The 26796-nt window shown below is 61.3% G+C and carries 25 protein-coding genes; 20 read left to right on the forward strand and 5 right to left on the reverse strand.

Annotation, left to right across the window (positions count from 1 at the left end; all coding sequences use genetic code 11):
- Positions 1-154: 154 nt before the first annotated feature.
- The 9 genes from DPRO_RS02305 (at position 155) to DPRO_RS02345 (ending at position 9967) form a co-directional block, all read left to right on the forward strand.
- The gene (locus DPRO_RS02305) at positions 155-481 is read left to right on the forward strand and encodes a hypothetical protein (RefSeq protein WP_029895093.1); all 327 of its coding nucleotides are present in this window, start codon (positions 155-157) and stop codon (positions 479-481) included.
- A gap of 195 nt (positions 482-676) precedes the next feature.
- On the forward strand, positions 677-1261 hold the full coding sequence (locus tag DPRO_RS02310) for a sigma-70 family RNA polymerase sigma factor (protein ID WP_097010623.1): 585 nt from the start codon (positions 677-679) through the stop codon (positions 1259-1261).
- 104 nt (positions 1262-1365) lie between these two features.
- Entirely contained in the window at positions 1366-1698 is a 333-nt protein-coding gene (locus DPRO_RS02315; protein ID WP_097010624.1) for a hypothetical protein, read from the forward strand.
- A complete protein-coding gene (locus DPRO_RS02320) occupies positions 1695-2711 on the forward strand; it encodes a PD-(D/E)XK nuclease family protein (protein WP_097010625.1) in 1017 nt (338 codons plus the stop codon). Before DPRO_RS02315 ends, DPRO_RS02320 begins: the two co-directional genes overlap by 4 nt.
- A gap of 26 nt (positions 2712-2737) precedes the next feature.
- Positions 2738-3508: an ATP-binding protein gene (locus DPRO_RS02325; protein WP_097010626.1), complete on the forward strand. Its 771-nt coding sequence runs from the start codon at positions 2738-2740 to the stop codon at positions 3506-3508.
- Between the two features lie 12 nt (positions 3509-3520).
- Entirely contained in the window at positions 3521-3994 is a 474-nt protein-coding gene (locus tag DPRO_RS02330; protein ID WP_097010627.1) for a DUF669 domain-containing protein, read from the forward strand.
- Positions 3994-4476, forward strand: a complete 483-nt coding sequence (locus tag DPRO_RS02335; RefSeq protein WP_097010628.1) for an ERCC4 domain-containing protein — start codon at positions 3994-3996, stop codon at positions 4474-4476. The genes DPRO_RS02330 and DPRO_RS02335 overlap by 1 nt, the downstream gene beginning before the upstream one ends.
- A complete protein-coding gene (gene recD2 / locus DPRO_RS02340) occupies positions 4428-6656 on the forward strand; it encodes an SF1B family DNA helicase RecD2 (protein ID WP_097010629.1) in 2229 nt (742 codons plus the stop codon). The genes DPRO_RS02335 and recD2 overlap by 49 nt, the downstream gene beginning before the upstream one ends.
- 2 nt (positions 6657-6658) lie before the next feature.
- Positions 6659-9967, forward strand: a complete 3309-nt coding sequence (locus tag DPRO_RS02345) for a CHC2 zinc finger domain-containing protein (RefSeq protein WP_232005680.1) — start codon at positions 6659-6661, stop codon at positions 9965-9967.
- Positions 9968-9982: 15 nt separating this feature from the next.
- Here DPRO_RS02345 and DPRO_RS02350 read toward each other — a convergent pair whose 3' ends face one another.
- Complete coding sequence (locus DPRO_RS02350) at positions 9983-10309, reverse strand: type II toxin-antitoxin system RelE/ParE family toxin (RefSeq protein WP_097010631.1); 327 nt, start codon at positions 10307-10309, stop codon at positions 9983-9985.
- Entirely contained in the window at positions 10309-10584 is a 276-nt protein-coding gene (locus DPRO_RS02355; protein WP_020886703.1) for a type II toxin-antitoxin system Phd/YefM family antitoxin, read from the reverse strand. The genes DPRO_RS02350 and DPRO_RS02355 overlap by 1 nt, the downstream gene beginning before the upstream one ends.
- Before the next feature lie 648 nt (positions 10585-11232).
- On the opposite strand from DPRO_RS02355, the gene DPRO_RS02365 reads away from it, so the two are divergent.
- From DPRO_RS02365 to DPRO_RS02375, 3 genes are all read left to right on the forward strand, one after another.
- Complete coding sequence (locus DPRO_RS02365) at positions 11233-12003, forward strand: hypothetical protein (protein ID WP_097010633.1); 771 nt, start codon at positions 11233-11235, stop codon at positions 12001-12003.
- Positions 12004-12006: 3 nt separating this feature from the next.
- Entirely contained in the window at positions 12007-12285 is a 279-nt protein-coding gene (locus DPRO_RS02370) for a hypothetical protein (RefSeq protein WP_097010634.1), read from the forward strand.
- A 91-nt stretch (positions 12286-12376) separates the two neighbouring features.
- Positions 12377-12877, forward strand: a complete 501-nt coding sequence (locus DPRO_RS02375; RefSeq protein ID WP_022992986.1) for a hypothetical protein — start codon at positions 12377-12379, stop codon at positions 12875-12877.
- 600 nt (positions 12878-13477) lie between these two features.
- On the opposite strand, the gene DPRO_RS02380 is transcribed toward DPRO_RS02375, so the two are convergent.
- Genes DPRO_RS02380 through DPRO_RS02390 form a run of 3 tightly spaced genes read right to left on the reverse strand, consistent with a single transcriptional unit; the run spans position 13478 to position 14975 of the window.
- Positions 13478-14392: a tyrosine-type recombinase/integrase gene (locus DPRO_RS02380; RefSeq protein WP_097010635.1), complete on the reverse strand. Its 915-nt coding sequence runs from the start codon at positions 14390-14392 to the stop codon at positions 13478-13480.
- Complete coding sequence (locus DPRO_RS02385) at positions 14373-14747, reverse strand: hypothetical protein (RefSeq protein ID WP_097010636.1); 375 nt, start codon at positions 14745-14747, stop codon at positions 14373-14375. Before DPRO_RS02385 ends, DPRO_RS02380 begins: the two co-directional genes overlap by 20 nt.
- A gap of 33 nt (positions 14748-14780) precedes the next feature.
- Positions 14781-14975: a hypothetical protein gene (locus tag DPRO_RS02390; protein ID WP_011366959.1), complete on the reverse strand. Its 195-nt coding sequence runs from the start codon at positions 14973-14975 to the stop codon at positions 14781-14783.
- A 140-nt stretch (positions 14976-15115) separates the two neighbouring features.
- Between DPRO_RS02390 and DPRO_RS02395 the strand changes: the two genes are divergently transcribed.
- From DPRO_RS02395 to DPRO_RS02430, 8 genes are all read left to right on the forward strand, one after another.
- Complete coding sequence (locus DPRO_RS02395) at positions 15116-15388, forward strand: hypothetical protein (RefSeq protein ID WP_097010637.1); 273 nt, start codon at positions 15116-15118, stop codon at positions 15386-15388.
- On the forward strand, positions 15385-15663 hold the full coding sequence (locus DPRO_RS02400) for a hypothetical protein (protein ID WP_011366961.1): 279 nt from the start codon (positions 15385-15387) through the stop codon (positions 15661-15663). Before DPRO_RS02395 ends, DPRO_RS02400 begins: the two co-directional genes overlap by 4 nt.
- A complete protein-coding gene (locus DPRO_RS02405; RefSeq protein ID WP_097010638.1) occupies positions 15663-17186 on the forward strand; it encodes a terminase large subunit domain-containing protein in 1524 nt (507 codons plus the stop codon). The genes DPRO_RS02400 and DPRO_RS02405 overlap by 1 nt, the downstream gene beginning before the upstream one ends.
- A gap of 163 nt (positions 17187-17349) precedes the next feature.
- On the forward strand, positions 17350-18858 hold the full coding sequence (locus DPRO_RS02410) for a phage portal protein family protein (RefSeq protein WP_097010639.1): 1509 nt from the start codon (positions 17350-17352) through the stop codon (positions 18856-18858).
- Positions 18858-23432: a minor capsid protein gene (locus tag DPRO_RS02415; RefSeq protein WP_097010640.1), complete on the forward strand. Its 4575-nt coding sequence runs from the start codon at positions 18858-18860 to the stop codon at positions 23430-23432. The genes DPRO_RS02410 and DPRO_RS02415 overlap by 1 nt, the downstream gene beginning before the upstream one ends.
- Before the next feature lie 2 nt (positions 23433-23434).
- A complete protein-coding gene (locus DPRO_RS02420; RefSeq protein WP_232005681.1) occupies positions 23435-23941 on the forward strand; it encodes a hypothetical protein in 507 nt (168 codons plus the stop codon).
- Positions 23938-24291, forward strand: a complete 354-nt coding sequence (locus DPRO_RS02425; protein WP_097010642.1) for a hypothetical protein — start codon at positions 23938-23940, stop codon at positions 24289-24291. The genes DPRO_RS02420 and DPRO_RS02425 overlap by 4 nt, the downstream gene beginning before the upstream one ends.
- 103 nt (positions 24292-24394) lie before the next feature.
- The gene (locus DPRO_RS02430; RefSeq protein WP_097010643.1) at positions 24395-26791 is read left to right on the forward strand and encodes a DNA adenine methylase; all 2397 of its coding nucleotides are present in this window, start codon (positions 24395-24397) and stop codon (positions 26789-26791) included.
- The last annotated feature ends 5 nt before the right edge of the window (positions 26792-26796 follow it).

The raw sequence follows: 26796 nt of genomic DNA on the forward strand, positions 1-26796 counted from the left end.
AAAAAACTAAAAAAAATTTCCGCTACGCCAAATGTAGCCATTGCGACGCCGGATGTAGCGCCTTCCCCAATGAAGGCGCGATCCGGCGTTTTTTATTGGTCAGCACAGGATTGGCCACCGGGCGTGCCAGAACTTCCGAACAAGGAGACTGGCAGTGGCACAAATCAACAAAGCACACCTCACCCCACCGAAGCGGCGACTCATCGAGCTGATGCAGGACATCAACTTCGGCCGCATCACCAACATTCCGGTCCGCGACGGCGAGCCGGAACTCACCCCTGACACGGTCATCGAGCGCGAGATCAAGCTGGGCGGACAAAGCGGTCCCCGGCCCGAGCGCGACCAAGATGACTTCATCCTCAAGCAAGAGGTCGTGGCGCTGCTGGAGCACCTCGCGCAGATGGGCAGCGGAAAAGTCTGCCTGCTCGAGATCAAGCACGGTCTCCCGTTTCTGATGCGCATCGAGGAACGGGCAGCCTGAACACGTAACGACCTGAACCCTTAGACACTGGACAACAAGCTGGACGCATGGCGGAGGCTGTTGTGGGTGTCGCCGAGCCGAATACGGCAATTGGCGGCGTACCTACGACCCCTTCGCCCACGCGACAGCTTTGTCCTGTGATCTGGCCCGTGCCGACACCCACGCGGACCTCCTCCTCGCTCCGAGGAGGCCCCGATGGTTTCACAGAATTCTTACGACGGCATCGACAAGTATGCCGCCGACCTCATTCGGCACAAAGCACGTCAACTCGTAGGCAAGGCCGGATTCACCGAGGACGACAGACCCGACCTCGAACAGGAACTGATGATCGATCTGCTGCAGCGGATGCGGCATTTCAATCCCGCCAAGGCCAAGAAGACCACCTTCATGGCCCGGATCGTCGAACGTCACATCTCCACCATTCTGGAGGCCCGGTTCGCTCAATGCCGGGACTGGCGACTCTGCCAAACCTCACTCAACGAACCCCTCGACAACGGCGAAGGCGATACCAACGAGCGGATCGACTTCCTGGACAGCGAGGGCTCTCTGGGAAGCCACCCAAGGATGACCCGGGAACGGGTCGCCAATGAAATCCGCATGGATCTCGACCGGGCGATTGCCTCATTGCCGGATGAGCTACGGGATCTGTGCGAACGCCTGCGCGACGACACCATGGCAGAAATCGCCCGGGAGATGGGCGTTCCCCGCACCACCCTCTACGACAGGCTGAGCAAACTCCGTGACGCGTTCCGCGAGGCCGGACTTGAGGACTACCTGTGATCTCCGACGCATCAGCCCCGGCTCCGGTAAGTAAGCACCGTGCCGCATGGTGCGGCCATCCGGGGCCTCGGAAACCAGAACCTGAACAAAAGAGGAGTTCAACCATGACTCACGACACCTACAAGTACCGTTTTGACGAGTCGGTCCCGGCCCAGGAACTGGAAGACACTTTCATGTTGGCGATGCTGGCCGTCGAAAGCCTGCATGGCCGTTCCCGTGTGCGGATGGAGAGCCGGTTCAATCTGGACAAGGCCCGACGCACTTGCGTGATCGACGCCTCCACCGATGTCGGCAGCGACCTCGCCCGCATTTTCACCGGCTTCGCCACCAAGGAATACGGCGAACGCTCGGTCCTGATCGAACGAACCCAGCCGTCGGGTTGCGCCTGTGCCTCCAAGCATCGCGCAGCGCCCACCGAAGCGGGGGTGGCGGTATGAGCGAGCTGATGACCACCACCTATTCCATGTGGCGGCTGTTCCGCAACTGCCGCATGGCCTGCAAATGGCGCTACATCGATGAGCTGGTGCCGCTCGAGCGCGACCCCAATCTGGCCTTCGGCTCGGTCATTCACGATTGCCTGGAGTGCTGGCACGGCGAGCGGGATCTGGCCAAGGTCCTCGACCACATCGACCGGACCTATCCGAACCGGGCGCAGGACGATCATCAACAGGCCGACTGGCATCTCGCCCGAGCCATGATGAGCGCCTATGCGGAACACTACCCGGCTGAAGACTTCGAGGTCGTCGCGCTCGAAAAGACCTTCGAAGGTCCCATCGTCAACCCGGCGACCGGCGCGACCTCGCGCAGTTTCATTCTCGCCGGGAAGGTGGACGGCATCGTCCGTCAGGATGGCCAGTATTTCCTGCTGGAACACAAAACCGCCTCGCAGATCGATGCCAGTTACCTGGAGCGGCTGTGGACCGATTTCCAGATCATCCTCTACGCCTGGTACCTGGAGCAGACCCTCGGCATCACGGTCAGCGGCATCATCTACAACGTCCTGGTCAAAGCCCGGCTGCGCCAGGGCAAGGGTGAAACCGAAGCTGAATACGAAGCCCGCCGAGACGAACTGATCGCCAAGTCGAAAACCGGCAAGAGCAGCGCCAAGCGCAAGCTGCCGGAGGACGACGAAACCTTCCAGCAACGACTCCAGGAGAAGTACCTCGAGCCGGGCATGTTTCATCGCGAGGTGCTCTACATCTCCCGAGACCAGTTCGAGGAACTGCGGGCGGAGCTGTGGGAACTCTCCAAGGCCATGCTCGACGCCCGTCGGCGCGACACCTTCTACCGCAACACCAGCTACTGCTTCCAGTACGGAAGACCCTGCGCCTACTTCCAGCTCTGCCGCTCGGGCGGCAACCCCAACGTCATCGAAAACCATTTCCAACGGATCGCCCCGCACGAAGAGCTGCGGGACGGAGCCGGTGAAGACGCCGCTCCGGTGTTTTGAAATCCCAACCATAAGGAGACGAAGCCATGCTTCCCAAGACCAAAAGCAAACCCAAACACACGCTCTCGGACCTCACCGCCCTGGTGTACGGCCCGAGCAAGATCGGCAAGAGCACCTGGTGCTCCAAGGCCAATGACGCACTGTTCCTGGCGACCGAGCCGGGTCTGAACGCCCTGGAGGTGTTCCAGACCCCGATCACCTGCTGGGACGACCTTCTGCAGGCCTGCGCCGAAATCGCCGAGGGCAAGCACGAGTTCAAGACCATCGTCGTCGACACGGTGGATAACGCCTACAAGATGTGCTCGGACTACGTCTGCAAGAAATTCAAGATCGAGCACGAATCCGACCTGGGCTACGGCAAGGGCTACGCGCTGATCAACAACGAGTTCCAGCGCGTCATCAACAAGCTCGCCTTCCTGCCCTATGGGTTGATCCTGATCTCCCACTCCCAGGAACGGGACATCGAGACCCGGACCGGCAAACACACCCGCATCGTGCCGACGCTGCCGGAAAAGGCGCGGAAGCTGGTTACCGGGCTGGTGGACCTGATTCTGTTCTGCGACCTGGACATGAAAACCGGCGAGGACGGCAAGCCGGTCTGGCAGCGCGTGATGCGCACCAAGCCCAGTCCCAACTACGACGCCGGTGACCGCACCGGCCGACTCCCCGAAGTCATCCCCCTTGATTTTATGAGCTTCATAAAAGCGTTCAACAGCACGGCAACCGTAGCTGCGGCGAGTGCCGCACGGTCGAAGCCGGAGCCGACCGCGAGTGCGGCGGCGAAACCTCAACAGTAAGGAGATCCGACCATGGAACAGTACGAAAACCAATCCAACAGCAACCTCGACCTGGCGCAGTTCGATGACGCCTTCGAAACTGCTGAAGTCGAGGAACGTGAGTTCGAGGCCGTTCCCGACGGCAAGTACCAGGTCAATGTCGACCGGGTCGAACTGACCCGCGCCCAGACCTCGGGCAACCCCATGCTCAAATGGACGCTGCGCATTCTCGCGCCGAGCCACAAGGGACGCCTGCTGTGGCGCAATAACGTCATGGCCAGCAATGAAAACATCAAGTGGCTCAAGCAGGACCTTTTCACCTGCGGGCTGCAGCTTCAACGGCTCTCCGATCTTCCCGGCCAACTCGAACAGCTTCTCAACGTCAAACTGGAGGTGACCAAGCGCACTCGCGGTGAAAACGAAAACATCTACCTCAACCGTCGCATTGTTCTTGCCGACGATGTCGGGGCTCCCGGCGCGGCCATGGACGACATGGTTCCGTTCTGATGATGGACCGGATCACCGTTGTCATCGATACCCGCGAACAGGAGCCCTACAGCTTCGATGCCGACAAGGTTTCGGCGGTCCGTAAGGCGCTGCCAGCCGGTGACTACTCACTGGTCGGTCTTGAAGACCGGGTGGCGGTGGAGCGCAAATCCATGACGGATTTCGTTTCCACCGTCATCCGTGGGCGCAAGCGGTTCCACCGCGAGCTGCAAAAGCTCTCCGCCTTCGAGGCTGCCTGTGTGGTTGTCGAGTGCAATTTCCGCGATCTGGTCGATGGCCGATACCGCAGCGATGCCCACCCGCATGCGCTGATCGGAACGGTCGCCTCCATCGTCGTCGACTTCGGTGTTCCCGTCTACTTCTGCTCGGATCGGCAGGCCGCCTGCCGTTTTGTCGAGGAGTTTTTGACACGTTTTCACCGGAGGATCGCGAAATGCCAAAAAGAAATGAGAGTACCCCGGCGCGACTCCGGGGAAGAATAGAGCGCGTCTACTATGCCGGACCGAAGTTTTCCGCTGGCCGTCTAATCACCCCAACCGGGGAAGAGGTTCAGTTCGCGGGCAACCTGTTCGCCCGAGAGAATCAGCCTGTGGTTCTGCTCGGGACGTGGTCCACCCATCCCAAGTACGGCCGCCAGTTCAAGGTTGATGGTATGGAGCACGACCTTGAGCTCGATCCGGAGGGTTTGGTCCACTATCTGGCCAACCATCCGGAGATCAAAGGCATTGGTCCGGCCAAGGCCAGGTTGATCGTTGAGACGTTCGGCGATGCATTTGAAGAGACCCTCCTGAAGGACCCTGAGCGCATCACGCTCGCAGCCCGCCTGCCCAAGGATTCTGCGCATCGTCTTCGTGACGAATGGCTGAAAAACCGCAGCGTCAACACCGTCATGGCCTGGCTATCGGCCTTTGGCTTGACCCACCATCAGGTCACCACCCTCGTTGAAAAACTCGGCGGCAACTGCCTCGATGTCCTGAAGGAAGACCCTTACATCCTCATTCGGGAGATCCGGGGATTCGGCTTCAAGAAGGTCGACAAGATCGCCCGTAAGCTGGGCACCCCAAAGGACCACACTCCCCGTATCCGGGCCGGGTTGAATTTCTGTGTTCGGGAAGCCCTGGACAATGGCCACTGTTGGAACGAATACGAGGATCTGGTCGACCAGGCCAATCTGCTGCTGGTTATGGATGCCCTGGACAGCCGGGTCCGTGTCGAGAGCGCCCTTGATGCACTTATCGACGAACACGCGCTTGCCTGTGATTCGCACGGCGGGCGCTTCGTCGTCGCTCTGCCGGAGATCGTCCGCATGGAGCGGGAGCTGGCTTCGCTGTTCGGCCAGGCCGAAACGCCCAACCCTCATTTCCATTCCGTCAAGAAACTCGACGCCCTGATTCGACGCTGCGCGGCAACGCTGAACGAGAAGCAGCTCGACGCAGTCCGCTCGGCCCTCACGCACAGCATCTGTCTGATCTCGGGGGGAGCCGGTTCGGGCAAGAGCTACACCATTTCGGTCATCAACACCATCTGCGAGGAGAGCGATCTGGAGGTCGTGCTCGCCGCGCCGACCGGTAAGGCGGCCAAGCGCCTGGAGGAAGTCAGCGGTCGCAGCGGCACCACCATCCACCGCCTGCTCGGTTATGACGGCAAGGGCTTCTCGCGCAGCAAGGAGAACCCCATCGATGCCGACGTCCTGGTGGTCGACGAGTTTTCGATGGTCGACGTGCCGCTGGCCTGGCACCTGTTCGAGGCGGTCGACCTGTCGCGGACCACGGTGCTGCTGGTCGGAGACCACAACCAGCTTCCGCCGGTGGGACCAGGGAACATCCTGCGCGATCTGATCCAGACACGCGTCATCCCCACGGTCATCCTCGACAAGGTCGTGCGCCAGGCTGGCGTCCTCAAGGAGAACTGCACCTCCGTTCTCAAGGGCGAGGTGCGCAAGACCAGCGAGGCGTCGGTGGGCGGATGCCGGGATTGGTATCTGGTGGATCAGTTCACCGACCCGATGGCGGCACGCTCGTTCCTGCTGGAGTTGTTTCAGGAGCGGCTCGATGCCCTGGGTTTCGACATCATAAAGGACGTGCAGGTGCTGACGCCGACCCACAAGGGGCCGCTCGGCACCAAGGAATTGAACGAGGAACTGCAGCGGCTCATCCAGCGCAAACTCTGGAACACCGAGGTGCCGCCGGTCGCCATGGGCCGCCGCGCCCCGTTTCTCAAGCACGACAAGGTGATCCAGACCCGGAACAACTACGACCTGAACGTGATGAATGGTGCCATCGGCTATGTGGTCGATGTCCTCGCAAACGGCACCCTGGTCATCGACTTCGACGGCATGCCGGTGGAGCTGGCAAAGGGTTCGCCCGACCTGCAGGACCTGCAGCTCGCCTATGCGCTCACCATCCACAAAACCCAGGGTTCCGAATTCCCCTGCGCCGTGGTGGTGGTTCACAAGGCGCATTCCTTCATGCACCACCGCAATCTGCTCTACACCGGGGTGACTCGTGCCCGGCGCACCGCCATTGTCCTGGGTGACCATTGGGGCATCCAGAACTGCGCCAAGCGTTGCCAGGAGGATGACCGCCGGACCTTTCTGCCCCTGTTTCTGGACGCCGCCCAGCACGCGGATGCCGATTTCGCCCGTGTCGCGGAGGCCGAATGAGTATGGGCGGAACGGATAACGTCAGGGAGTATTACCGGCTCGTCACCGAGATGGACATCGGTGACGTGGTCCGGGAACTCCTGCCGGGACGGATCACCCAGGAGACCGGCCAGCGCTTGATGTGCGACTGCCCCAACCATCAGAGCCAGTCGCGCCTGTCGCTGCACGTGATGCTCGATAAGCAGGGCTGGTACTGCTTCGGCTGCGGAGTCGGCGGTGATGTGCTGCAGCTCGTGGAGTTCATTCAGACGGGCTCGGTCACCGCCGGGCAATCCGGTCCGATGCCGGACAGCCACCGTCAGGCCCGGGACTATCTCGCCAAGAAGGCGGGCTTGCCGCCGCTGTCGCGCTATGGCCTCAGCCAGGAGCGTCTCGCCCAGACGGAGGCCGACCGTGCCTTCGAACTGCGGGTCAAGGACGCGCTGACCTCGCTGGCCAGGCTTTACCACGCCAGACTCAAAGAGTCGCCGGAGGTCCTCGACTGGCTGAAATCCAAATACGCCCTGAGCGAGGAGACCATCGACGATCTCCTGATCGGCTACGCGGACAACGCGTCCGGCGCGGTCGCCCAACTGACCGGGGGTGAGGACGGTTTTTCCAAGCGGGAGCTCGCCGCGACCGGCGCTTTCCGTCCCACCAGCCAGGACGGCCTGACGCCATTTTTCGAGCGCCGCATCGTCTTTCCCTACTGGAGCCGTGGCCGGGTAGTGTTCATGATCGGCCGCAAGACGCCGTGGACCCCGGACGTGGGCTGGGAGCAAGGGAAATACAAGAAACTGCCGGTTCATGACGAGCACCAGCGGCCCTACGTCGCAGACTTCATCAACAACGCGCTGCTGTTCAACGAGGACTGTCTGCTGGCCCGGCCCGGCAAGGTGATCATCACCGAGGGGGTGACCGATTGCCTGGCGCTGATGCAACTGGGCCTGCCAACTGTATCGCCGGTCACCGTCCGCATCCGGGCAGCCGATTGGGAGCGCCTGATCCCCAAGCTGCGCGGCGTCGAAACCGTCTACATCTGCCAGGACAACGAGCTCTCCCAGGCCGGTCTCAAGGGGGCGCTGCAAACCGCCCGCACCCTGGCCGAACACAAGATCGACACTCGCCTGGTGACGCTGCCCTTGTCGGAGACACAGCTCTCGGCCCGGCAGGAGCTGGCCGAACGCTTCGGCCTGACGGCGAGCGTGGGGCCGAAGGAACTGGCCAAGCTGCTGGCGGGACGTCCAGCCGAAGAAATCCAGTCAGCCGAGGCGCTTCTCGCCACCGCCAAGATCGACGTCAACGATTACATTGCCGCCGGGCATACCCGGGAGGATTTCGAACGCCTGCTCGCCGAAGCCAGCACGCCCATCGAGTTCGGCGTGCGCTCGCTACCCGAGGGCGCTGAAGAGGAGGAACGCAACCGTCTGCTCGAACCGATCCTGGGGGAGATTTCCGAGCAGTCGCCGCTGGAACAGGCCCGCCTGCTGAAGCTGGTGCAGGAGCGCATCGGTGGTGGCGTCTCGATGGCTACCCTGAAAGAGCAAATCCGCGCCATCCAGAAGGACCGCAAGGTCGAGTTCCGCAACGAAAAGAAAAAGGCCAAGCGGATGTCCGGCGCGATGCCCGGATCGTGCCGCGCCCGGGTCGACGAGGTGCTGATCGACACGGAGCTGGATAACGGAGCACCTGATTACACCCTGGCCGCCGAGGCCGCCTACGACTGGTTCACCTCCAACGGTGCCCAGTTCTTTCATACCCTGCAGGGCGAACCGTTCATGTATTTCGACAACGCCATCTACTGGATGGATTCACCGGACCGGGGCCGCAAACGCCATTACGCGGCCATGCTCTACAAGCACACGGGCATGGTGCCGACCTCCAACGGCGGACGGACCTTTTTCGAGGTACTGCCCAGCCTGGCGATGATCCGTGGCCAGGTGCGCGACCATTTTTCCTGGCTGCACACCGATGTGGCTTCCTACACCGTCTATTTCAATCTGAACAATCCGGAGCACGAGATCGCCAAGATCACCCCGGACGAGATTCAGATCATGAAGAACGGCGGCAACGAGGACGGCATCATCCTGGACGGCTCGCGGAAGATGAAGCCGCTGAAATTCCTGCCCGACGCCGACCTCGAAGAGGCGGACCGGCTCCTGGTCGACCTGCTGGTGGGTAACATGACCTGTCCGCAGGGGGATCGCTTTCTCATCCTTTCCTGGCTCTCCTGTTTCCTGCTGATCGACTTCGCCGGGACGCGGCCCATGACCCGTTTCGAGGGCTCGGCTGGATCGGGCAAGACCACCGCCAGCAAGATCACGTCGACGCTGCTTTTCGGCGAGCCTCAGCACAAGAAGGCCACCGACGCGGCAAACTATACCGATGGCTCGCAGAACCCGCTCATCGTCCTCGACAACATCGAGGTCAAGCAGATGACCGAGGATCTGACCACCTTCATGCTGACCAGCATCACCGGCATCGCCAAGGAGAAACGCAAGAGCGGCACCGACAGCGAGACCATCACCGAGCGGACCAAGTGCCTGCTGAACACCACCGGCATCGAGCCGCTGTGCGGGGAGCTTTCGGAGATCCTGTCGAGGTCCTTCGTCATCAACTTCGACCTCGCCAACCAGGCCAGCGACTGCTTTCTGGAATCGGAGGTCATCTCCGCCATCCAGCAGAACCGGGATCTGATCATCTCGGCCATCATGAAGCGGACAAGCCATGTGCTGGCGATGATACGGGACGGAGCCCAGAAGCAGGTCATGCGCCTGCTGCACCGGACCATGCCGACCCATGGCAAACGCCGGTGCAACGACTATCTGAGCCTGATGTACCTGATGATGCTGGCCGGGTCCGAGGAACACGAGGTGACCACCGGACTCGAGGATCTGAGCCCGCTGTTCATCGAGCAGATCCATTCCATCAACGACACCAGCCAGGAGATGGCGCGGGAGTCGAACCCCATCGCAACGGCGCTGGCATCGCTCTTCCATGCCTACCGAAACGCGGTGGAGCTGGACGAGAAGGCCCGCTACGGCGAGGACGACCGGGCAAACCACGTAGTGGGGTTCATCGAACGCTACCAGGTGAGGTTCGAGAACGAGAACACCATGGAGCCAGTGTCAGCGGGACGGCTGCTCGCGGCGCTGCGCAGGGTCGGCCGGGAATTCAACCTCGAGTTCGAATACAAGAAGCCCGCCCAGCTCGGTCGGCGCATCAGCAACGACCTGGACGTCATCCGGGACGCCGGGTTCGACATCGACCGGCAGCGCAATGCCCACACCAAGAATTTCGAGTATTGGATCAGCGCGAACAGGGGAAAATGAAGGAGAACTGGAGAGTTATGCCTGTAATAGACGACGTTGCAGCAACGTCTGCATATCACGGCGGCCGTCGGCAATCACCATGACATAAACATTTTCGGCCATGACTCGATAGATGATGCGGTAGGGTTTGAAAAATATCTCACGGTACTCGCGAAGCCCGATGGCCAGCAGTTCTTTTGGATAGGCTCCTCGCTCCGGATTCTCGGAGAGGCTCGAAAAGGCCTTCTCTATTTGATCGAGAACGTAATCCGCTTTTCCCGGCGCATCGTGGGATGCAATGTAGTCGTACAACTCCTCCAAATCCCGTGACGCATCGTCGGTCAGAAATAACTGGAAGGTCATCAGCGACTCTTGCTCCGGTCGCGAAGCCGCTGGATGACATCACCGGCGGGCTGGACTTTGCCTTCCTCGATCTGACGCGAGCCTAGCGCCAGGATCTTCAGAAGGGCCATGGTCTCCTGGGTTTGCTCATAGCTTTCGATGTCCTGCATCACGACCTTGGCTTCGCCATTCTGAGTGATGACCAGGGGTTCACCTTGCCCTGACATGTTGCGCACGATTTCTGCGGCATGGGCTTTCAGGTAACTAATCGGTTTGATTTGGCTTGATAGCTTCATATCCATCCTCCTTTACATGACTAAATATAGTCCGAAAACGGGTCAACTGTCAATCTGAAACGCTCCGAGTCGCCACCGTGGTGGCTTGGAAAATCATCCAGGACGCTCTCGGGCGTCCTTTTCTTTTGCGGTGGTGCGGTGAACACCGCTGTCCTTTGCGGTGGATGACCACCGCACGCCAAAACATTGCCAGACAAGGCTTTCATGGCCTTTGCGGTGGTTGCGGTGGTAAATCCAGAGGTCTCACCCCCTATGGGCTGAAATATTTTTTTGATCCACCGATCCGGCATTCCTCGCCAGAGAAATTCCGGCCAAGCGTGAGAGACATTCCCCAAATACCACCGCAACCACCGCACTCTATCTTCTCTTTCTTCATAACTATCGATAAACAATAAATAAACAACGCACCACCCCCTGCGGTGGGACGAGAAAATCTTCCACCGCACGACCACCGCAGCCACCGCATATATCCACCGCAGAACCTGCCGGTTTCTCGAAAAACGTTTAGAGACCTCAAAAAACAGTTACAAAACGGCCTCTCGCTCAAAAAACGATTACAAGCGAAGGCATCAGTCCGCCGTCATCTGGCTTTGGGCTCCGGTAAGTAACGGGAAAAGCAATTAACCCGTATTTCTGGAGCGTGAAGCCATGAGCCTTCTGAAAACCATGATCAAGCACACCGCCGGTGGGCAGGAAGCCTCGGCAGGATGTGAAACCCCATCATTACCACCGCAACCACCGCAGCCCGCCATCTATGTCTCCACCGGGCTCGACATCCACGACATCGAGGACGCCCGCGATTGGCCTGAAGACAGGGAGATCGACGGCACGCTGTGTCGCCGTCTGTCGCCTGAATACTTTGCCTGGCTACGTTCCCGCATGGTCACCGCCCAAGCCGCGCACAAGGCCGGAAAGCTCCCCGAGGATGCCTGGAATACGCTGCGGCAGCGATTCAACGCCCTGCAGGAGCTAGCCATCCGGGAGTTCGGCAAGGAACGCCTGCAGGAGGTCCTGCAGTCCTTTTCCTCAAAGAACTACCAGCCACCCGCGCTTCGTCCCGAGTCCCAGAAGAAACCCGTCGAAGTTCCCAGAAAGGACTGGATTTATCCCGGCAACCAAGCTTGGAAATGTAAGCAGCCGGTGACTTCCCAGGCTGTCGCCAAGGTCGACGCCATCCGTGAGGAGGCCATGGCCAAGGGCTGGTCCGAGGCACGCCTCTATCAGAACCAGGGCCGGTTTCGGTTTCCCTGCGGCGAGGACTACGGCCTGGTCTGCTTCGTCGATGGCGATCAGGAGATTGGCGACGTCACCGAACGTTCTATCGAAATTATCCACGGGCCGAAGTCCGGGCGTCCCAGCACGCTGCGGTTCTACAACCCGGACGTGCCGCAGCCGTGGATGAAGAAAGTGGAGGATTGAGCCGTGAAGAAAAAGAAAAGCTACGCCAACGCCAAGGATGTCCTGCCAGAGGAGCTCTTCGAGCAGATCCAGAAGCACTACACCGGGATTCTCTGGGTCCCGGCACCGAGCCGGTTTTACCAGGAGCGCCGCGATCTGGTGCTTGCCCTTCACCTGCAGGGGATCAGCAGCCAGGAGATCTCCAACCTCGCCGGAGTGACCACCCGCCGGGTCAATCAGATCATCGCCGCCGAACGAAAACAGGATCGGGACCGACAGTTGGCCGTCGCTTCCGGTAAGTAACCCCTGAACCGGCGGGAGCGCGTTTGGAGGCTAAATCGGCCTCCCGCCCCGCATCCCGGCTTGGGAAAACAATATTCGGCAGGATTTCCACGTGGCACTGAACAAACCGGACAAAGAGACGCTGGACCGCTGGCACCGCAACGAGGGCAAGACCGAACCGCCCCGGCGCGGGCCTGGTGCGCCCGAGGGCAACCAGAACCGGCTGCGTCACGGCATCTTTGCCGACCGCTGCCTGACACCGGAAGAGAAGGTCATGTTCGACGCGATCATCGACCGCCTCAATCAGGACTTCGAGTTCAACAAGTCCAGCGACTTCCTGCAGGTGGAGCTGGTGGGCGTCTACTCGGTGAAGCTGGTCCGCGCCCAGATCGAGGGGAACACCGACGCTGCCGAGAAGCTCGACCGGATGATCCGCTGCCACATGAAGGATCTCAAGACCACCAAGATCGCCCGTGAGGGTGAGGAGCCGAAAGGTCCGCAGACCTCTCCGGCGGAATGGGCGGCGGCTCTGCTCGAGAAGGTGGCTGAGGCCGCCAACGCTCAGGGCGCGAAACCCTCCGGCCGCAAGAAACGCGGAAAGAATTGCGGATAACACCATGGAGGGCTTTTCCGATGACCCCGACACACGGCGACTTGCAGCAGACGACTTCAGCAGGAATTGCGGATAAGACGTGTTCCTTGCACTTTCGGAATCGGCATTCTCCGGCGGCCGATCATCATTCCCACTCCTCGATTTCTTCCTGCAGCTCTCGATATCCGCTTGGCATGTGTGCGCATAAGCCGAGCCGCATAACCCAAGTAGATATTGGCATGTTCACGCCGGGGCTCTCTCACACAACCCAAGTAAATATGGGCATGTCGAGCCCCAGGCAGAACCGGCCAAGCCCCGCAAACAGCCATTCCTTCGGCAGCGGCCCTCGCATATGCCAAGCAGATATTGCCATGTGTGTTCCGCGCCCGGAGCGCACAAGCCAAGCAGTTATAGCCATGTGCGGCGGACAGACAGAGAAGGAGAAATTCCGGTCAATCGATATTTCCCGCTCCGCCCGGGAGGAAGAGACCCTCCGTCATGATCATTCATCATCGGCGGATGTGTTCTTCTGCGGGCACTGTCATTCACTGTCTTCGACACTGTCTCGGCCAACGAAAACAGGAGCAGCCGAGGCCGCCCCCATCGTCGGGTCCGGAAGGATCAGAGGCGTTCGAGGGCTTCCTCGAGCTGACCGTCCACGAGGTGGGTATAGATCTGGGTGGTGGACACGTCGCGATGCCCCAAGGCCCGCTGCACCACGAGCAGGTCGTTGGTCGCGCCGTAGAGGTGGGTGGCGAAGGTGTGCCGCAGCCCGTGCGGCGTCAGGTCCTTTTCGATCCCGGCTTTCCGCAGCCAATGGGCGAGCCGGTTGGCAATCTGCCGCTGGCAGAGTCTGCCGTCCCGGTTCGACAGGAACAGGGCTTCCATTTCCGGGCGGCCATGTCGACGTCGCTCGGCCAGGTAACGGCGAAGCAATGTGCGGAGGTCGGTCTTGATGAACTTGACCTGCGGCACATTCCCCTTGGCCCGCACCCGCAGATGCTTGGCGTCGAGGTCGATGTCATCCATGTCGAGCGCGGCCAGCTCACCAAGCCTGATCCCGGTGCCCAGCAGCACCTCGATCATGGCGCGGTCGCGCAGCGCGGAGAAGTCGGGCCGTCCCTTGAGCTCCTTGAGCAGACGTTTCTTTTCGGCGGCAGTCAGGAAGACCGGCAGCTTTCTCGGCAGCCGATGCATGCGGATGGACCGGGCCGGATTGTCATCGACCACGCCCGCCTCGGCGGCCCAGGCGAAAAAGGCCCGCACCGCAGCCTTCATCCGATGGAGCGAAGCCGCCGAGCGTTGGCCTCGCTCACTCTCGATGACCGCCCCGGCGGAGAACACCTGGTCGAGGAGCCCGGCCGTAACCTCCCGGCAGACGATGCCCGGGGCCAGCTCCCCGGCCACGCGGGCCACCAGGGCGAGGTCCCGGCGGTATGCGGTTATGGTCGCAGGGGAGCGTCCTTCGGCCGACAGGCGGGCACAGAACGCCTCTGTCGCGGCCGTCAGGTCGAGGTCAGCCGTTCGGTTGCTCATCGCTGGACTCCTTCACCCGGCTGTGGCCCATGGGTGTGCTCTTGGGCAGCGGCAGCTCCTCGATGCGCCCAGATTCCCTAGCCCAGACCATCATCATGCGGAACACACGGACGGTCTTGGTGACGGTGCGTTCAGCCCGCTCCTTGCCGTCGGGGAGTTTGAGCAGCAGGTCGGACTTGTAGAACTTGCCGACCTGGGGAAGCCGGATCTCGACGAGCTGGCGATCCGCGCCGAAGAAGGACTCAACCACGTCGAGGTCCTTCCGGTAGGTGTAGAGGGTCCGCTCTTTCTTTCCGGATTCCCGCAGGTGGCCGATGAAAGCCTCGGCGGCTTGATGCACGGTGCATTCGGTCATGTCGATGTCTCCTTTGTCGGTGGCCCGGTGTGTTCAGGACAGGAACTCGTCCAGCTCCCGCAGCAGTTCTTCGACGTGGCCGAGGGAGCCGACGCTCGCCCAGGTGATGTCCGGCTGCTTCGCGTCCGCTTCGAGCTTGCCGCGAATGCCCTCGATCAGCCGGGCGATGTTCTCCTGCTTTTCTCGGTACGCCTTGAGTGCCTGCTGGCGGTTTCTGTCGTAGGTCATGGCCTGCCTCCGGTTCCGGTTTTCGTGGATGCGGGACCATCCCGCGTCACATCCAATGACGCTTCTATTTCGTTGGAAATCAAGTGTTTGCAGAGATCTTTCTGCATGTACCCCAAACCCATAACCCAAAGGAGATCAACATGTTGAAGAAGACCATCGAATGGACCATCCCGCTGGCCCTGGCCGGGATCATGACCGGCTGCGCCACCTACCGGCCTCCGGCCCAGATCCAGTCGGCGGTGGCCACCGTCAACCGCCACACGCCCGAGTACGTGACCGAGGCCAATAAGGCCCTGCGCGAGATCGGCCACCCGGACGCCGAGCGCCTGACCGGAGTCGGTCTGCGCCTGCAGACTGCCGTGGACGCCCTTGACCAGTGGGCCAATGGCTCGAACCAGGAGGCGGGCCAATGAAAGAGATCCTTCAAGAAAACAGCGATGCCGTCCGCCAGGCCGGTGAGGCCCTGGTTGAAATCGGCACCGAACTGGCGGCGGGACGGATCGAGAACGCTCTCGGCCGTTTGGAAGCGGCTCAGCAGCAGTACCGGGCCTGGGCGGAGTTGGACCAGGCCATCATCGACATTCAGGAGGCTGTCCACGACCGGAAGAACACCCTGGCCGTGCAGCAGATCCTGACGGAACTGGTGGGCACCATCCTCGGCAGCGCCTTGAGGACGGGAATGCACTGATGGCGGTAACCGACAAGGAGCGCAAACTTGCGGCGACCCTGAGCGATCCCGTGTTGTGGGGGCAAGCCTACCTCTACAACCGGGATGGCTCAGGCCGCGACTACTGGCCGCATCAGGTGGAGGACCTGCGCTGCCCGGCCAAGAACATCATCCACCTCGACGGACGGGACGTGGGTAAGTCCATCGTGCTCTCGACCGACGCGCTCCATTACGCTTTCACCACCCGGGGCGGTCAGGGCCTCATCGCGGCTCCGCACCAGGGGCACCTCGACACCATCATCGAGGAGATCGAGTTCCAGCTCGACAGCAACCCGGATCTGATGAACAGCATCGCTCTGACCAAGTACGGCAAGCCAAAGATCCACCGCAAACCCTATTTCCGGCTGGAGTTCACCAACGGTTCGGTGCTCTATTTCCGCCCGGCCGGGGCCTATGGTGACGCCTTCCGGTCCCTGCATGTTGGTCGTATCTGGGTTGATGAAGGAGCCTGGCTGACCGAACGGGCCTGGAAGGCGCTGCGCCAGTGCCTCAAGGCCGGGGGGACGCTACGCATCTACTCAACGCCCAACGGCCTGCGCGACACCACCTATTACCGGCTCACCTCATCGGAGCAGTTCCATGTGTTCCGCTGGCCGTCCTGGCTCAACCCTTTGTGGACCGAGGATCGCGAGGCCGAACTGCTGGAGTTCTACGGCGGCCGCGACAGTTCCGGTTGGCAGCACGAGGTGGCCGGTGAACACGGCAAGCCCTCCTATGGGGCCTTCAATGTCGAGCAGTTCAACCTCTGTCGGCAGGAACTGCTGGAGTACCAGAAGATCGTCATCACCGATTCCGAAATGCGCGACTGCGACACCGAGGAAGCGGCCCATGACCGTCTGGAGATGCTGCTCAACCTCACGCCCCGCAGCGGACAGTTCTGGGTTGGCGGCGACCTGGGCTACACCAACGATCCCACCGAGATCGTCGTATTCCAGGAGATGGAGATCGGCGAGCGGACGCTGCTGAAGATGATCCTGCGTGTGCATCTCGAACACGTTTCCTATCCGCACATCGCCCAGATCATCGCGCTGCTGGAGCGGTACTACACCCCGGCGGGCATCGGCGTGGACAACGGCGGCAACGGCCTATCGGTGGTCCAGGAGCTGCTCACCCTGGACAAGTACAAGGGGCTTGAGTTGGAAGGCAGGCTCAAAGGATACGACTTCGGTGGTATGACCCGGCTGGCGGTGCGGGACGGTAAGGAAATCAAGAAGCGGACCAAGGAGCTGATGACCAGCCTCATCAACGGAGCCCTGCAGCGCAAGCAGGTCATTTTCCCCTCGGACGACCTGGAAGTGGAAGACCAGTTCACCACCCACACCTACACCCTGCGGGACGGCAAGATCATCTATTCCAAGGGGAACGACCACATCATCGACGCGGTCCGCTGTGCCATGCTGATCCGGGAAGAAGGCAACCTCGACCCGGTCGGCGAAGAGGTGGTTTCGCTCAAGCCGGTCCTCACCAATCCGGTCTTCATCTGAGCCAGACAAAACGTTACCAGTTTTTCGGAAGTGGCAACACTTTGTCTGGAGGCATCCTCCGACGCTTTCCACCCCGCTCCGGTAAGTAACCGGCATCGAGCCGGGTTCGGCCCACACGGGCCGGATGTGCGGCTGTCATGGCCGAAACTACCGAGAGGATCACGTGGAAAGTACCGCCCATCAGGACGAACAACCCGAAAGCCTGGACACCACCGGCTTTGTCATCGCGCCGCTGGCCGCAGCGGCAGCGCTCGACTCGGCCGCCTTCGCCAAGGTGAACGCCGCCGAAGCGATTCCTGCCACCTGGGAAGAACGCGCCCGCAAGGCCTGGGAATACTACGTCGAGGAGCCGCTGGTGAAGAACTGCGTCAACTCCTGGCGCACCTTTGCCGTGGGCGACGAGATCAAGATCACCAGCGATGACGAGAACCTCAAGGAGCAGGCTCTGGAGGCCGCCTGGCGGTTGAACATCACGCAATTCATCAAGGACATGGTTCTTCAGCTCCTGGTGAAAGGTGATGCCATCGGCTTCAAACGCTTCACCAAGTCCGGCCAGGACATCGAGGAACTGGTCTGCGTCAACCCGGTTTCGGTCAAGGTTAAATACGCCCAGGGCGAACTGATCGAGGCCCGGCAATTTCCCGAGGACACCCCCGGCGGCGGGGAATCCATTCCGCTGCCCGTCGAACAGGTGGTCCACCTCAAATGGGATGCTCCAGCCTTCTCGCCCCGGGGCAACTCCCTCGTGCTTCCCGCCTTTCAAGCCATCGAACTGCTGCGCGACTACCGCCGGGCCGAACAGGCCATCGCCAAGCGCTGGGCCACGCCGTTCCGCCTGCTCAAGGTGGGCGGCGCGTTCGGCCAGAAGATGGTGATGCCGGACCAGCGGATGCTCGAACAGGTCCGCGACATGGTCAACAAGATGGACATGAAAAGCGGCCTGGTGGTCCCGTTCTACGTCAATGTCGAAACCCACGGCACCGATGGTCAGGTCCTCAACGTCGAGGACAAGGTCAAGGAGGTGAAGGAAGACATCGTGGTGGCCCTGGGTCTGTCACGCTCGCTGGTGACCGGCGACGGCCCGAATTTCGCCACCGCCTCGGTGAGCATGCAGAAGATGATGGTCATGATCCGCGAGATCAAACAGGCCGCACGCAAGCTCCTCGACTGGGTGTTCGACGACTGGATGGAGCTGAACGGCCATGGCGACAAGAGCATCCAGTTCATCTTCAACGACCTCGACCCCAGCGATGCGGTCGATTTCAAGAAGCTCCTCATCGAACTCTACGACCGCAAGCTCATCAGCCGCTCCAGCCTTCAGCTCAAGATGGACCTGGACCCGGACATCGAGGCCGCCAACCGCGAGACCGAACGTAAGCAGATCGACCTGATGGACGAGAAGCAGGTGAAGCCGGTGGTGGATATGGTCGTCTCCGGCATCCTCAGCGTACCTCGCGCCCGCAAGATGCTCGGGATTCCGGCCGAGGACGATGAACCCACGGCGGAGGCGGCATTGGTCTGGTCAGGCGACCTGGAGTCCACCGGCATTGCTGCCGTGTGCGACGAGTGCAGCCACTTCATTGCTGACACCAACCACTGCCGGGTTCACAACAGCGAGCGCACCTTCGACGCCCCGGCCTGTCGTTTCATCGACCGCCGGGAGCCCCGTTGATGCCGTCGGACCTTAAGCAGCGCATCCAGGCGGCCACCCTGAAAAGCCTGACGGCCCGCAACCGCTACAACGACCAGGTCACGGCCCAACTCACCCAGGCCCTGAAACAGGCCGAAGACGAGGTCGCCCGCGCCATCCTCCAGTACCGCTCCCTCGGCTCCCTGCCGGACAACAAGCTCGCCGCCCTCAAGGGGCTGGAAAAGCTCCAGCTCGAACTCGACGACACCATGAAGCGGCTCAAGCGGGAGCAGACCCTGGTCTTTCGCAAGACGACCAAGGACTCCTTCAAGCTCGGTATCCAGCAGGGAATCGGAGAACTCGCCGACGCGGCGCTGCCGTTCTACGCCGACCTCAAACCCGAAGGCATCGACAAGCTGGCCACCAAGGTGTTCACCATCGTCGACACCAATGCGCTCGACTTCATGGCGCAGTACAACCTTACCCTTGCCGGTGACGTCCACCGCGAGCTCGCAGACGGCATCAAGCGCACCATCCTGAACGGCGTCGCCACGGGCAAGGGGGCCGACGACATTGTCCGGGACATGGGCAAGGTGATCGTCGACAAGGACTCCTTTCGTCAGGCCGGAAGCCGGGTGTTCAGCAAGGCGCAGTACCGCATGGAGATGATCGCCCGCACCGAGGTCCTCCGCGCCCACAACATGGGCAGGCTCAAGTTCCACGAGCGGGTCGGCATCCAGAAGCTGGAATGGCTGGCTATGGAGGACGAGCGCATGTGCCCGGTCTGCGGCGGCCTGGACGGCAAGACCTTTCCCATCGACAAGTTCCCCCAGCAACCCGCGCATCCGCACTGCCGCTGCACCAACATCGTGGCCTGGCCGATGACCGTCTGCGGCAGCGAGATGGCCGCCAAGGCAGCCGCTCAGTCATCGCAGGGAGACGCCTGCATTCTCCCGCCCCACGTGCTGGAAGGCATGGCCGACGCCCAGGCCAAGGAGAACGCCAAGCTCAAGAGCGCCTTTGAAAACGGCGACATCGCCGACCTCGGTTCGCTGACGGTCAAACAGCTTCAGACCCTGGCGAAACAAAACGGTGTGGCCATCGCCCGGACCAAGGCCGATTTCATCAAGCTGCTCGACCTGGCCGAACCCGGGATCGATCACGGCGACCTGGCCGGAGCGGCGCTCAGCGCCAAGATCAAGGAACACAAGATCGGCCTGCTGCGGACCAAGGAAGAACTGGTCGAGTTGCTCGGACTGAAGCAGGCGGAACTCAAACAGGCCAAGCTGCTCGCCGCCCAGATGGCGAAGATCCCTCCCGCCGAGGGGCTGGAGGGCATGACCGCTCAGCAACTCAAGGAGATGGCAAAGGAGAACGGCATCTCCCTCAACATGACCAAACAGGAGACCATCGAGCTGCTGGACAAGCTGGAGCCCGGCGTGGACCACAGCGGCCTGATGGGCAAGGAACTCGCGGCGGCCAAACAGAAGCACGGCATCGGCATCCTCAAGAACAAGCAGCAGCTCGTTGAGGCGCTGCAGAAGAAGGCCGGTGCCGACATGGCCGAGTCGGTCAAGAAAAAGGCAGTCGACGAGGCCAAACAAAAGCTGATCCTGAAACAGAAAACGGCCCTCGAAGACGCCGCCAAGGCCGTGGTCGTTCCCGACACGCCGACCGGCTACAAGGATTTCCTCGACGCGATTGCCAAGGCGGAACAGGCGGTTTCCGGCGGCACCGATCTACCCCAGGATCTGCTGGCGGCCCACAGCAAGGAAATCGCCCTCAAGAAACAGCTCTTCCAGGACCAGGTCGGCAAGCTGAAATCGACAGAGCTCAAGACACTCGCCAAGGAGACCAAGGTTCAGTATTGGCAGTGGGCCAACAAAGACGAGCTGACCACGCTCTTCACCGAGACCGACCCCGCGAAAATCAAGGCGGTTCAGGCCAGCATCGACACCAAGCACGCAGCCTGGGCCGAAAAACATGGCGGCAAGAAGAAAACCGCACCGGCCAAGCCCGCCACGCCGAAACCAGCTCCACAACCGAGTCCGATCAAGCCACCCGAGGCCAAGATCGGCAAGAAAGGCGCGGAGTTCGCCAATGTCGATACCGCATGGCAGCAGAAAGGTCTGCCGTCAAAATTCAAGAAAACCGGCAAGGCCGCTGTCGGCGGCGCACACGAAAAGGAGTTCTGGACCGATGAGAACGGCGACAAATGGCTGTTCAAGCCCATTGGCCGCAAGGACGATGAGTTCATCGCCTTCGGAGAGGAAGCCGCCTACAAAATCGGCCGCCTGATCGACCCCCATTCCATCGAGGTGCGCACCATCCAATTGAACGGACGCACCGGTTCCATCCAGAAATGGCGCACCGATCTGCGGGACGACTTCGATTTTCGCAACATCCTGCCCCAGGATCTGACCACCATCGAACTGGAGCAGATCCAGCGCGAGCATGTGGTCGACTGGCTGATCGCCAATCACGACGGACATTCCAAGCAGTTCATCCGCGCCCGGGACGGTCGCGTCTACGGCATCGACAAAGGCCAGGCATTCAAGTTTCTGGGCCAGGACAAGCTCTCGCTCGACTATCACCCCAACGGCGTCTGCGGCGAGGAAGAGCCGTTTTACAACAAGGTCTTCCGGGCGGCCAAGGAAGGGAAGGTACGGGTCGATCCGAACGCGACCTTTCGCTACATCCAGGAAGTCGAAAAGATCGCCGACGAGGATTACCTCGATCTGCTGCGGCCCTACGCCGAGGGACGGTTTTCCAAGGACCCGGCCGGGCTGCGGCATTTCTACGATCTGGCCCTGGAGCGGAAACACAATCTCCGGCGGGACTTCGAGGGCTATTACGCCGATGTGCTGGGGGATCGGGGCTTCCGTTTCGACGAGCTGAGCGCCGCCACCGGCAAGAAAAAGCTGCTCTCCTCCGCCGAGGAAGCCCTGGTCGAGGAGGCCCGCAAACTCGGCTGGCAGGGCAAGACGCTGCCCTTCGACAGTGGCGATGTGGAGGACCAGAACGCGCTGATCTTCACCGAGAGCTTCAAGGGGAAGAAGCGCACCGTGGTCAAGATGAAGATCCGGCCGGACACGGACCGCCGCATCGACGAGGTGCTACGCAGGTATGTGCAGACGGCGGCCGGGGAAAAGGGACAACCACTGGTCGAAGACAGCTTCTTTCCGACGATTCTGGACGCCGTCAAAAACGTCAATTTCCACGTGGGCGACGGCAAGTACAACCGGACCAAGATCGACAAGGCCCTGCGCCTGCGCAAGAAACTGGAGACCCTGCAAAAGAGCGCCGACCCCAAGGTCAAGGAGATGGCGGACCACTATCTGAAATGGGTCAAGGAGATCGAAGAATCCGTCGACTGGGATCGGGCCACCAACGGCGTTTTCGAGCAGTATCTACCCAAGCTCGACGCGCAGAAACCCAAGGAGAAACCGCCGTTCAAGGTGGAACGCGGCAAGGTGACCCACACCAAGCGCAGGATCGGTTCCGGCACCATTACCGTCGAGGCCGACGACATCGACAACCGGACGCTGTTCAATCACAACTCCCGCATGCAGGACGGACACCAGTACACCGTCACCTTCGAGGACGGCACCCGGGTCCGCTATCGCCCCTGGTCGGACACCAACCTCTATGCCCAGCGCGGCGAGCTGGAAATGATCCTGGATGGCGACGCCACCCCCGGACGGGTCGAGGCGATGCTGGAAAAGCTCGAACAGCTTGGGATCGATACCCGGGTGGCCACGGCGGAAAACGCGGAGCAGATGTACCTCGAAAAGCTCGCCTACATCCGCAAGACCGACAAGAGCGCCGACTACAAACGACTGCAGAAATCCCTCGACGACCGCAACGCCAGCACCACCGAGCGGGTCCAGGCCCTGCGCGGCTATTGGCAAAAGGAACTGGGCGTCCAGGACATCACCCAGCTTTCCGGATACAACCCGCTGGGCGAATATCAGGCGGGCTTTCTGGACCGCGACGCCAAGGGCGGATACCGGCACCAGTTCCGGTTCGATATCACCGAGGATGACCTGGAAAAACAGATGAAGGGCTATTCGCTGGTCCACGATCTGACCAACGGCGAGAGCATGTCCGGCTTCATCGACTTGATCATGGAGAACAACGGAGCCATGGTCAGCACGGTCGAGAAGATGCGCATGGGCGTGGCTCCGGGCGGAATGTCCCCGGTGGCCGACATGCAGACCGGCGGCGCGAGCTATTTCTTCACCCGAATCAAGAAGCAACCAGCGAGTGATGCCTCACCGGCCCTCTACTTCAAGAAACAGATGCTGCGGCGCATGGACGCCATCAGCTACGACCACGACGCCTACGGCAAAGTGATCGACGACTACGTGCAGCGCAACCGGGGGGCCAGCATCGGCGACTGGAAGCGGTTCTCGCAGCGCCATGGCAACGAGACCATCTTCAAATACTCGGTGACGCTGCTGGATAACATCGAGTTCATCGTGGCCAGAAACGACAACGAACGCCGGGAGATCATCCAGAGTTTCACCCGGCGTGGCATCAAGAAACTGCCCGACGGGCGCAAGGTGGAGGACATCGTCCATACCTCGCAAAGCTGGAGCAAACGCAAACAATGACCATGAAGGACTTTATCGAGCAGGAAAAACGGCGGCTGCAGGAATCGCTGCACTGGTTCAACAGCCGGGGCAGCCGCATGAGGGTCAGAGAATCCGGGGATCTCTTTCTGGATATCCTGGTGGACAGCTTCACCGTCACCCGGATCGCACCCCATTTCGACGCTGCTGGCAACCATCTGCGCACCGATTTCTGGCTGTTGTGGAAGGCGCTCGGTTACGACGAGGGCTTCCAGCACGCCCACACCATCAAGGTGGTGGATGTCCGGGCCGAAGACACCCTGACAGCCGAACATGACGGTAAGGAGGCCGAAGGGTGGCTGATTGTCGATCTGACCGACGACCTGGGCCGCACTCACCATGTCGAAATGATCGAGCCGGTCTCGGAGCCCGAGCTCGCGGCGGACTGGCAACGCTGGATCGCCTACCGACAAAAAAACGCCGAAAGATTCCACCGGATCGACGCTCAGCTTCTGGTCGAACATCTCCGGATCGCGGAGGACTGGTCATGAAACTGCGCTATATGATCGACTCGATACTCGCCGACCGGCATGCCACCGTCCCGGAATACGTGCCCGTGGGCGTCTGGGTTCAGGGACCGGGTCCCGGTCTGGATGTGGAGATGTACTACCTCGACCGGGGACCGAACGGGCTTGCCGACCGCAAGGATGAGGCTGCCTGGGTGGTCAACCGTCTGGTCGAGGCCGGGGCCACCTCGCTTCCGGCGGATTTTCTCGAATACCACCGGCTGTCCCGCTCTCCCTACGACGGGGCCTTTTCCGAGATCACCGAGACCGACGAATACCCCTCCATCGACGCCTGCGGTAAGGCCGTTCTGGCCCGGCTGAACCCTGCCCGCTGAAATTCACCGTCACCATCCGACACATCGCCGACGCTTCCGGTAAGTAACCGCTGAACGCTCCCCGCAGGTCGCGGAGAGCACAGCAAACTGACCGGAGACGTTGATGGAACTGTTCGCCACAGACCTGGAAAGGCTGGCGTTTCTACTGGAGGCCGATGCGGCGCTGACTCTCGATCCCGACACGCTCGGGTCCGAGGCCGCCGAACAGTCCGCTCCTGAAGAGCTCCCTCCCGAGAAGCGCCCCAAGTACATCACCAACTACATCGGCAGTAAGCAGAAGCTCGTCGACTGGATCTGGAAGCATACCCCGGAGGGCACTGGCACGGTGCTGGATGCCTTTTCGGGGTCTGCGGTCGTGGCCTACATGTACAAGACCAAGGGCCTCCAGGTCATCGCCAACGACCGGCTCCGCTACTGCCACCATGCCGCCAAGGCGATCATCGAGAACAACTCGGTTCGCCTGAGCGAGGACGAGATCGAGGCACTCCTGGCCGACAACGCCAAGGCGGGCAGCTTCGTTCAGGACAACTTCAAGGGCATTTTCTTCGCCAAGGGCGTCCATGCGCTGATCGACACCATCCGCGCCAACTGCGACAAGCTCTCCGGGTTCAAGAAAGACATCGCCCTGTTCGGCCTCGGCAAAACCTGCATGAGCGGCAAGGGTGGCTTCGGCCACTTCTCGTCGTCCACCGATTATGGCCGCCGCCAGGACACCCCCGACGAGTTCAAGGATCGCTTGCGCAAGAACCTGCAGCGTATCAACGCCCTGGTTTTCGACAACGACAAGGAGAACAAGGCATACCGGCAGGACATCAACGACCTGCTGCCGAAAGCCAAGGCGGATCTGGCCTACTTCGATCCGCCCTACGCCACCGAGTTTTCGACCACCAACTACGAGCGGGCCTACCACTTCGTGGAGGGGCTCATGACCTATTGGGAAGGGCTCGAAATCAAGGCCGACACCAAGGTCAAGTATTACGAGACCGACCACAAGACCGTCACCAAGGCCAACGCCAACGAGTTCTTCCAGACCTTTCTCGGCAACGCCAAGCAAATCCCGCACTGGCTGATTTCCTACCGCGATCACGCCTATCCCAACGAGCAGGAGATGAAGCGGATCATCGGCTCCTTCGGCAAGCAGAGCCGGATGAAGTCCAAGGATCACCACTACGCCATCACCTCCAAGCACGGCGAGGCTTCCAACGCCAAGGAGCGTCTGTTCGTCTGCGCTCCCGGGGCCAAGGCCAGCGCCGAGCGGGAGGAGAAACCCGTTCCGATGGCCGCCGCCGCGAACTTCCACACCAGCATTCCCGTGGACATCCGGCTGGGCGAAGGCGAACGCCTCGCGACCGAGGCCATGGATGTCGGTTCGGCGGGCGACCCCCAGTTCAGCTTCGTGCTCTGCCGCACCGGCACCAACAAGAACGGCGACCACTTCACCGCCGAAGAGTTGTCCGGTCGGCACATGACGGCCGTGAACAAGAAGGTCGATCTGCAGCATTCGCAGGAGTTCAACGACATCGTCGGCGGCATCGTCGCCGCCGACTACCTGGAGGACGACAACGGCGGCCGCGTGGAATGCGTCGGCGAGCTGTACGTCCACGACACCCCGGCCGCCCGGCTGGCCTACAAGCTGATGAAGCGCGGGATCATCTCCCAGGTCTCCATGGAATGCGACTACCAGGAGGGCGAATGCTCGGTCTGCCACAAGCGCTTCCAGAACAAGGCCGACTACTGCACCCACCTACGCAAATTCAAGGGCCGTGATTTCAACGGCCAACCCGTTTTCGAGATTCTGCACGGCGTCACTTTCACCGGACTGGGACTGCTCGACCGCAAAGGCGCGGACGAGAACGCCAGGATTCTGCAGGTGGCGTCCCTTCAGAGCCAGCCCGACCAATCCCAACCCGAAGGAGATTCCACGATGGAAGACAAAACCAAACCTACCGATGACCCGGCCGTCGAAGCGGCCAAGAAGAAACCGGCCCAACAGGAAGGCGATCCTGCCCGCGTTTCCGACCTGGAAAAGGAAAACCGGCAGCTCAAGGCCCAGGTGGCCGAGCTGCAGAAACGCGTCCAGGAACTGGAAGCCGAACAAAAGGCGGCCGCTTGCCGCTCCCGCGCCAAGAAACTGCTCACCCGGCTGGAGAAGCAGGGGCTCTCCTTTGCATCCGATGAGGACCGGGAAGCCGAGCTGAAACGCCTGGCCGAACTGTCCGACGAAGCCTTCGCCGCCACCGAGGCCGCTTACGAGCGCCTGCCCAAATCGGCCAAGGCGGACAAGGACAAGGAAGAGAAACCCGCCGACAGCGACCACGGCGGCAAGCCCGCCGCCAAGGCATCGACGGAAACCCCGCTACGCAGCGACGCCGGTGTTCGGCCCCACGATGTGGACGACCGCAAGGTGTCGCTCGAGGACCGTCTGCGCGACGGGTTCATGGCCGCTTACCGCAACCGTGTCGGCGAGGACTCTCCCGAACACTCGCAAATCAACGCATAAGGAGG

The sequence above is a fragment of the Pseudodesulfovibrio profundus genome (assembly GCF_900217235.1).
Lineage (GTDB): Bacteria > Desulfobacterota > Desulfovibrionia > Desulfovibrionales > Desulfovibrionaceae > Pseudodesulfovibrio > Pseudodesulfovibrio profundus.

Coding starts and splice junctions, on each gene's coding strand:
- DPRO_RS02310 (WP_097010623.1), top strand. CDS start 677: ATGGTTTCACAGAATTCTTACGACGGCATCGACAAGTATGCCGCCGAC.
- DPRO_RS02315 (WP_097010624.1), top strand. CDS start 1,366: ATGACTCACGACACCTACAAGTACCGTTTTGACGAGTCGGTCCCGGCC.
- DPRO_RS02320 (WP_097010625.1), top strand. CDS start 1,695: ATGAGCGAGCTGATGACCACCACCTATTCCATGTGGCGGCTGTTCCGC.
- DPRO_RS02325 (WP_097010626.1), top strand. CDS start 2,738: ATGCTTCCCAAGACCAAAAGCAAACCCAAACACACGCTCTCGGACCTC.
- DPRO_RS02330 (WP_097010627.1), top strand. CDS start 3,521: ATGGAACAGTACGAAAACCAATCCAACAGCAACCTCGACCTGGCGCAG.
- DPRO_RS02335 (WP_097010628.1), top strand. CDS start 3,994: ATGATGGACCGGATCACCGTTGTCATCGATACCCGCGAACAGGAGCCC.
- recD2 (WP_097010629.1), top strand. CDS start 4,428: ATGCCAAAAAGAAATGAGAGTACCCCGGCGCGACTCCGGGGAAGAATA.
- DPRO_RS02345 (WP_232005680.1), top strand. CDS start 6,659: ATGGGCGGAACGGATAACGTCAGGGAGTATTACCGGCTCGTCACCGAG.
- DPRO_RS02350 (WP_097010631.1), bottom strand. CDS start 10,309: ATGACCTTCCAGTTATTTCTGACCGACGATGCGTCACGGGATTTGGAG.
- DPRO_RS02355 (WP_020886703.1), bottom strand. CDS start 10,584: ATGAAGCTATCAAGCCAAATCAAACCGATTAGTTACCTGAAAGCCCAT.
- DPRO_RS02365 (WP_097010633.1), top strand. CDS start 11,233: ATGAGCCTTCTGAAAACCATGATCAAGCACACCGCCGGTGGGCAGGAA.
- DPRO_RS02380 (WP_097010635.1), bottom strand. CDS start 14,392: ATGAGCAACCGAACGGCTGACCTCGACCTGACGGCCGCGACAGAGGCG.
- DPRO_RS02385 (WP_097010636.1), bottom strand. CDS start 14,747: ATGACCGAATGCACCGTGCATCAAGCCGCCGAGGCTTTCATCGGCCAC.
- DPRO_RS02390 (WP_011366959.1), bottom strand. CDS start 14,975: ATGACCTACGACAGAAACCGCCAGCAGGCACTCAAGGCGTACCGAGAA.
- DPRO_RS02395 (WP_097010637.1), top strand. CDS start 15,116: ATGTTGAAGAAGACCATCGAATGGACCATCCCGCTGGCCCTGGCCGGG.
- DPRO_RS02400 (WP_011366961.1), top strand. CDS start 15,385: ATGAAAGAGATCCTTCAAGAAAACAGCGATGCCGTCCGCCAGGCCGGT.
- DPRO_RS02405 (WP_097010638.1), top strand. CDS start 15,663: ATGGCGGTAACCGACAAGGAGCGCAAACTTGCGGCGACCCTGAGCGAT.
- DPRO_RS02415 (WP_097010640.1), top strand. CDS start 18,858: ATGCCGTCGGACCTTAAGCAGCGCATCCAGGCGGCCACCCTGAAAAGC.
- DPRO_RS02420 (WP_232005681.1), top strand. CDS start 23,435: ATGAAGGACTTTATCGAGCAGGAAAAACGGCGGCTGCAGGAATCGCTG.
- DPRO_RS02425 (WP_097010642.1), top strand. CDS start 23,938: ATGAAACTGCGCTATATGATCGACTCGATACTCGCCGACCGGCATGCC.
- DPRO_RS02430 (WP_097010643.1), top strand. CDS start 24,395: ATGGAACTGTTCGCCACAGACCTGGAAAGGCTGGCGTTTCTACTGGAG.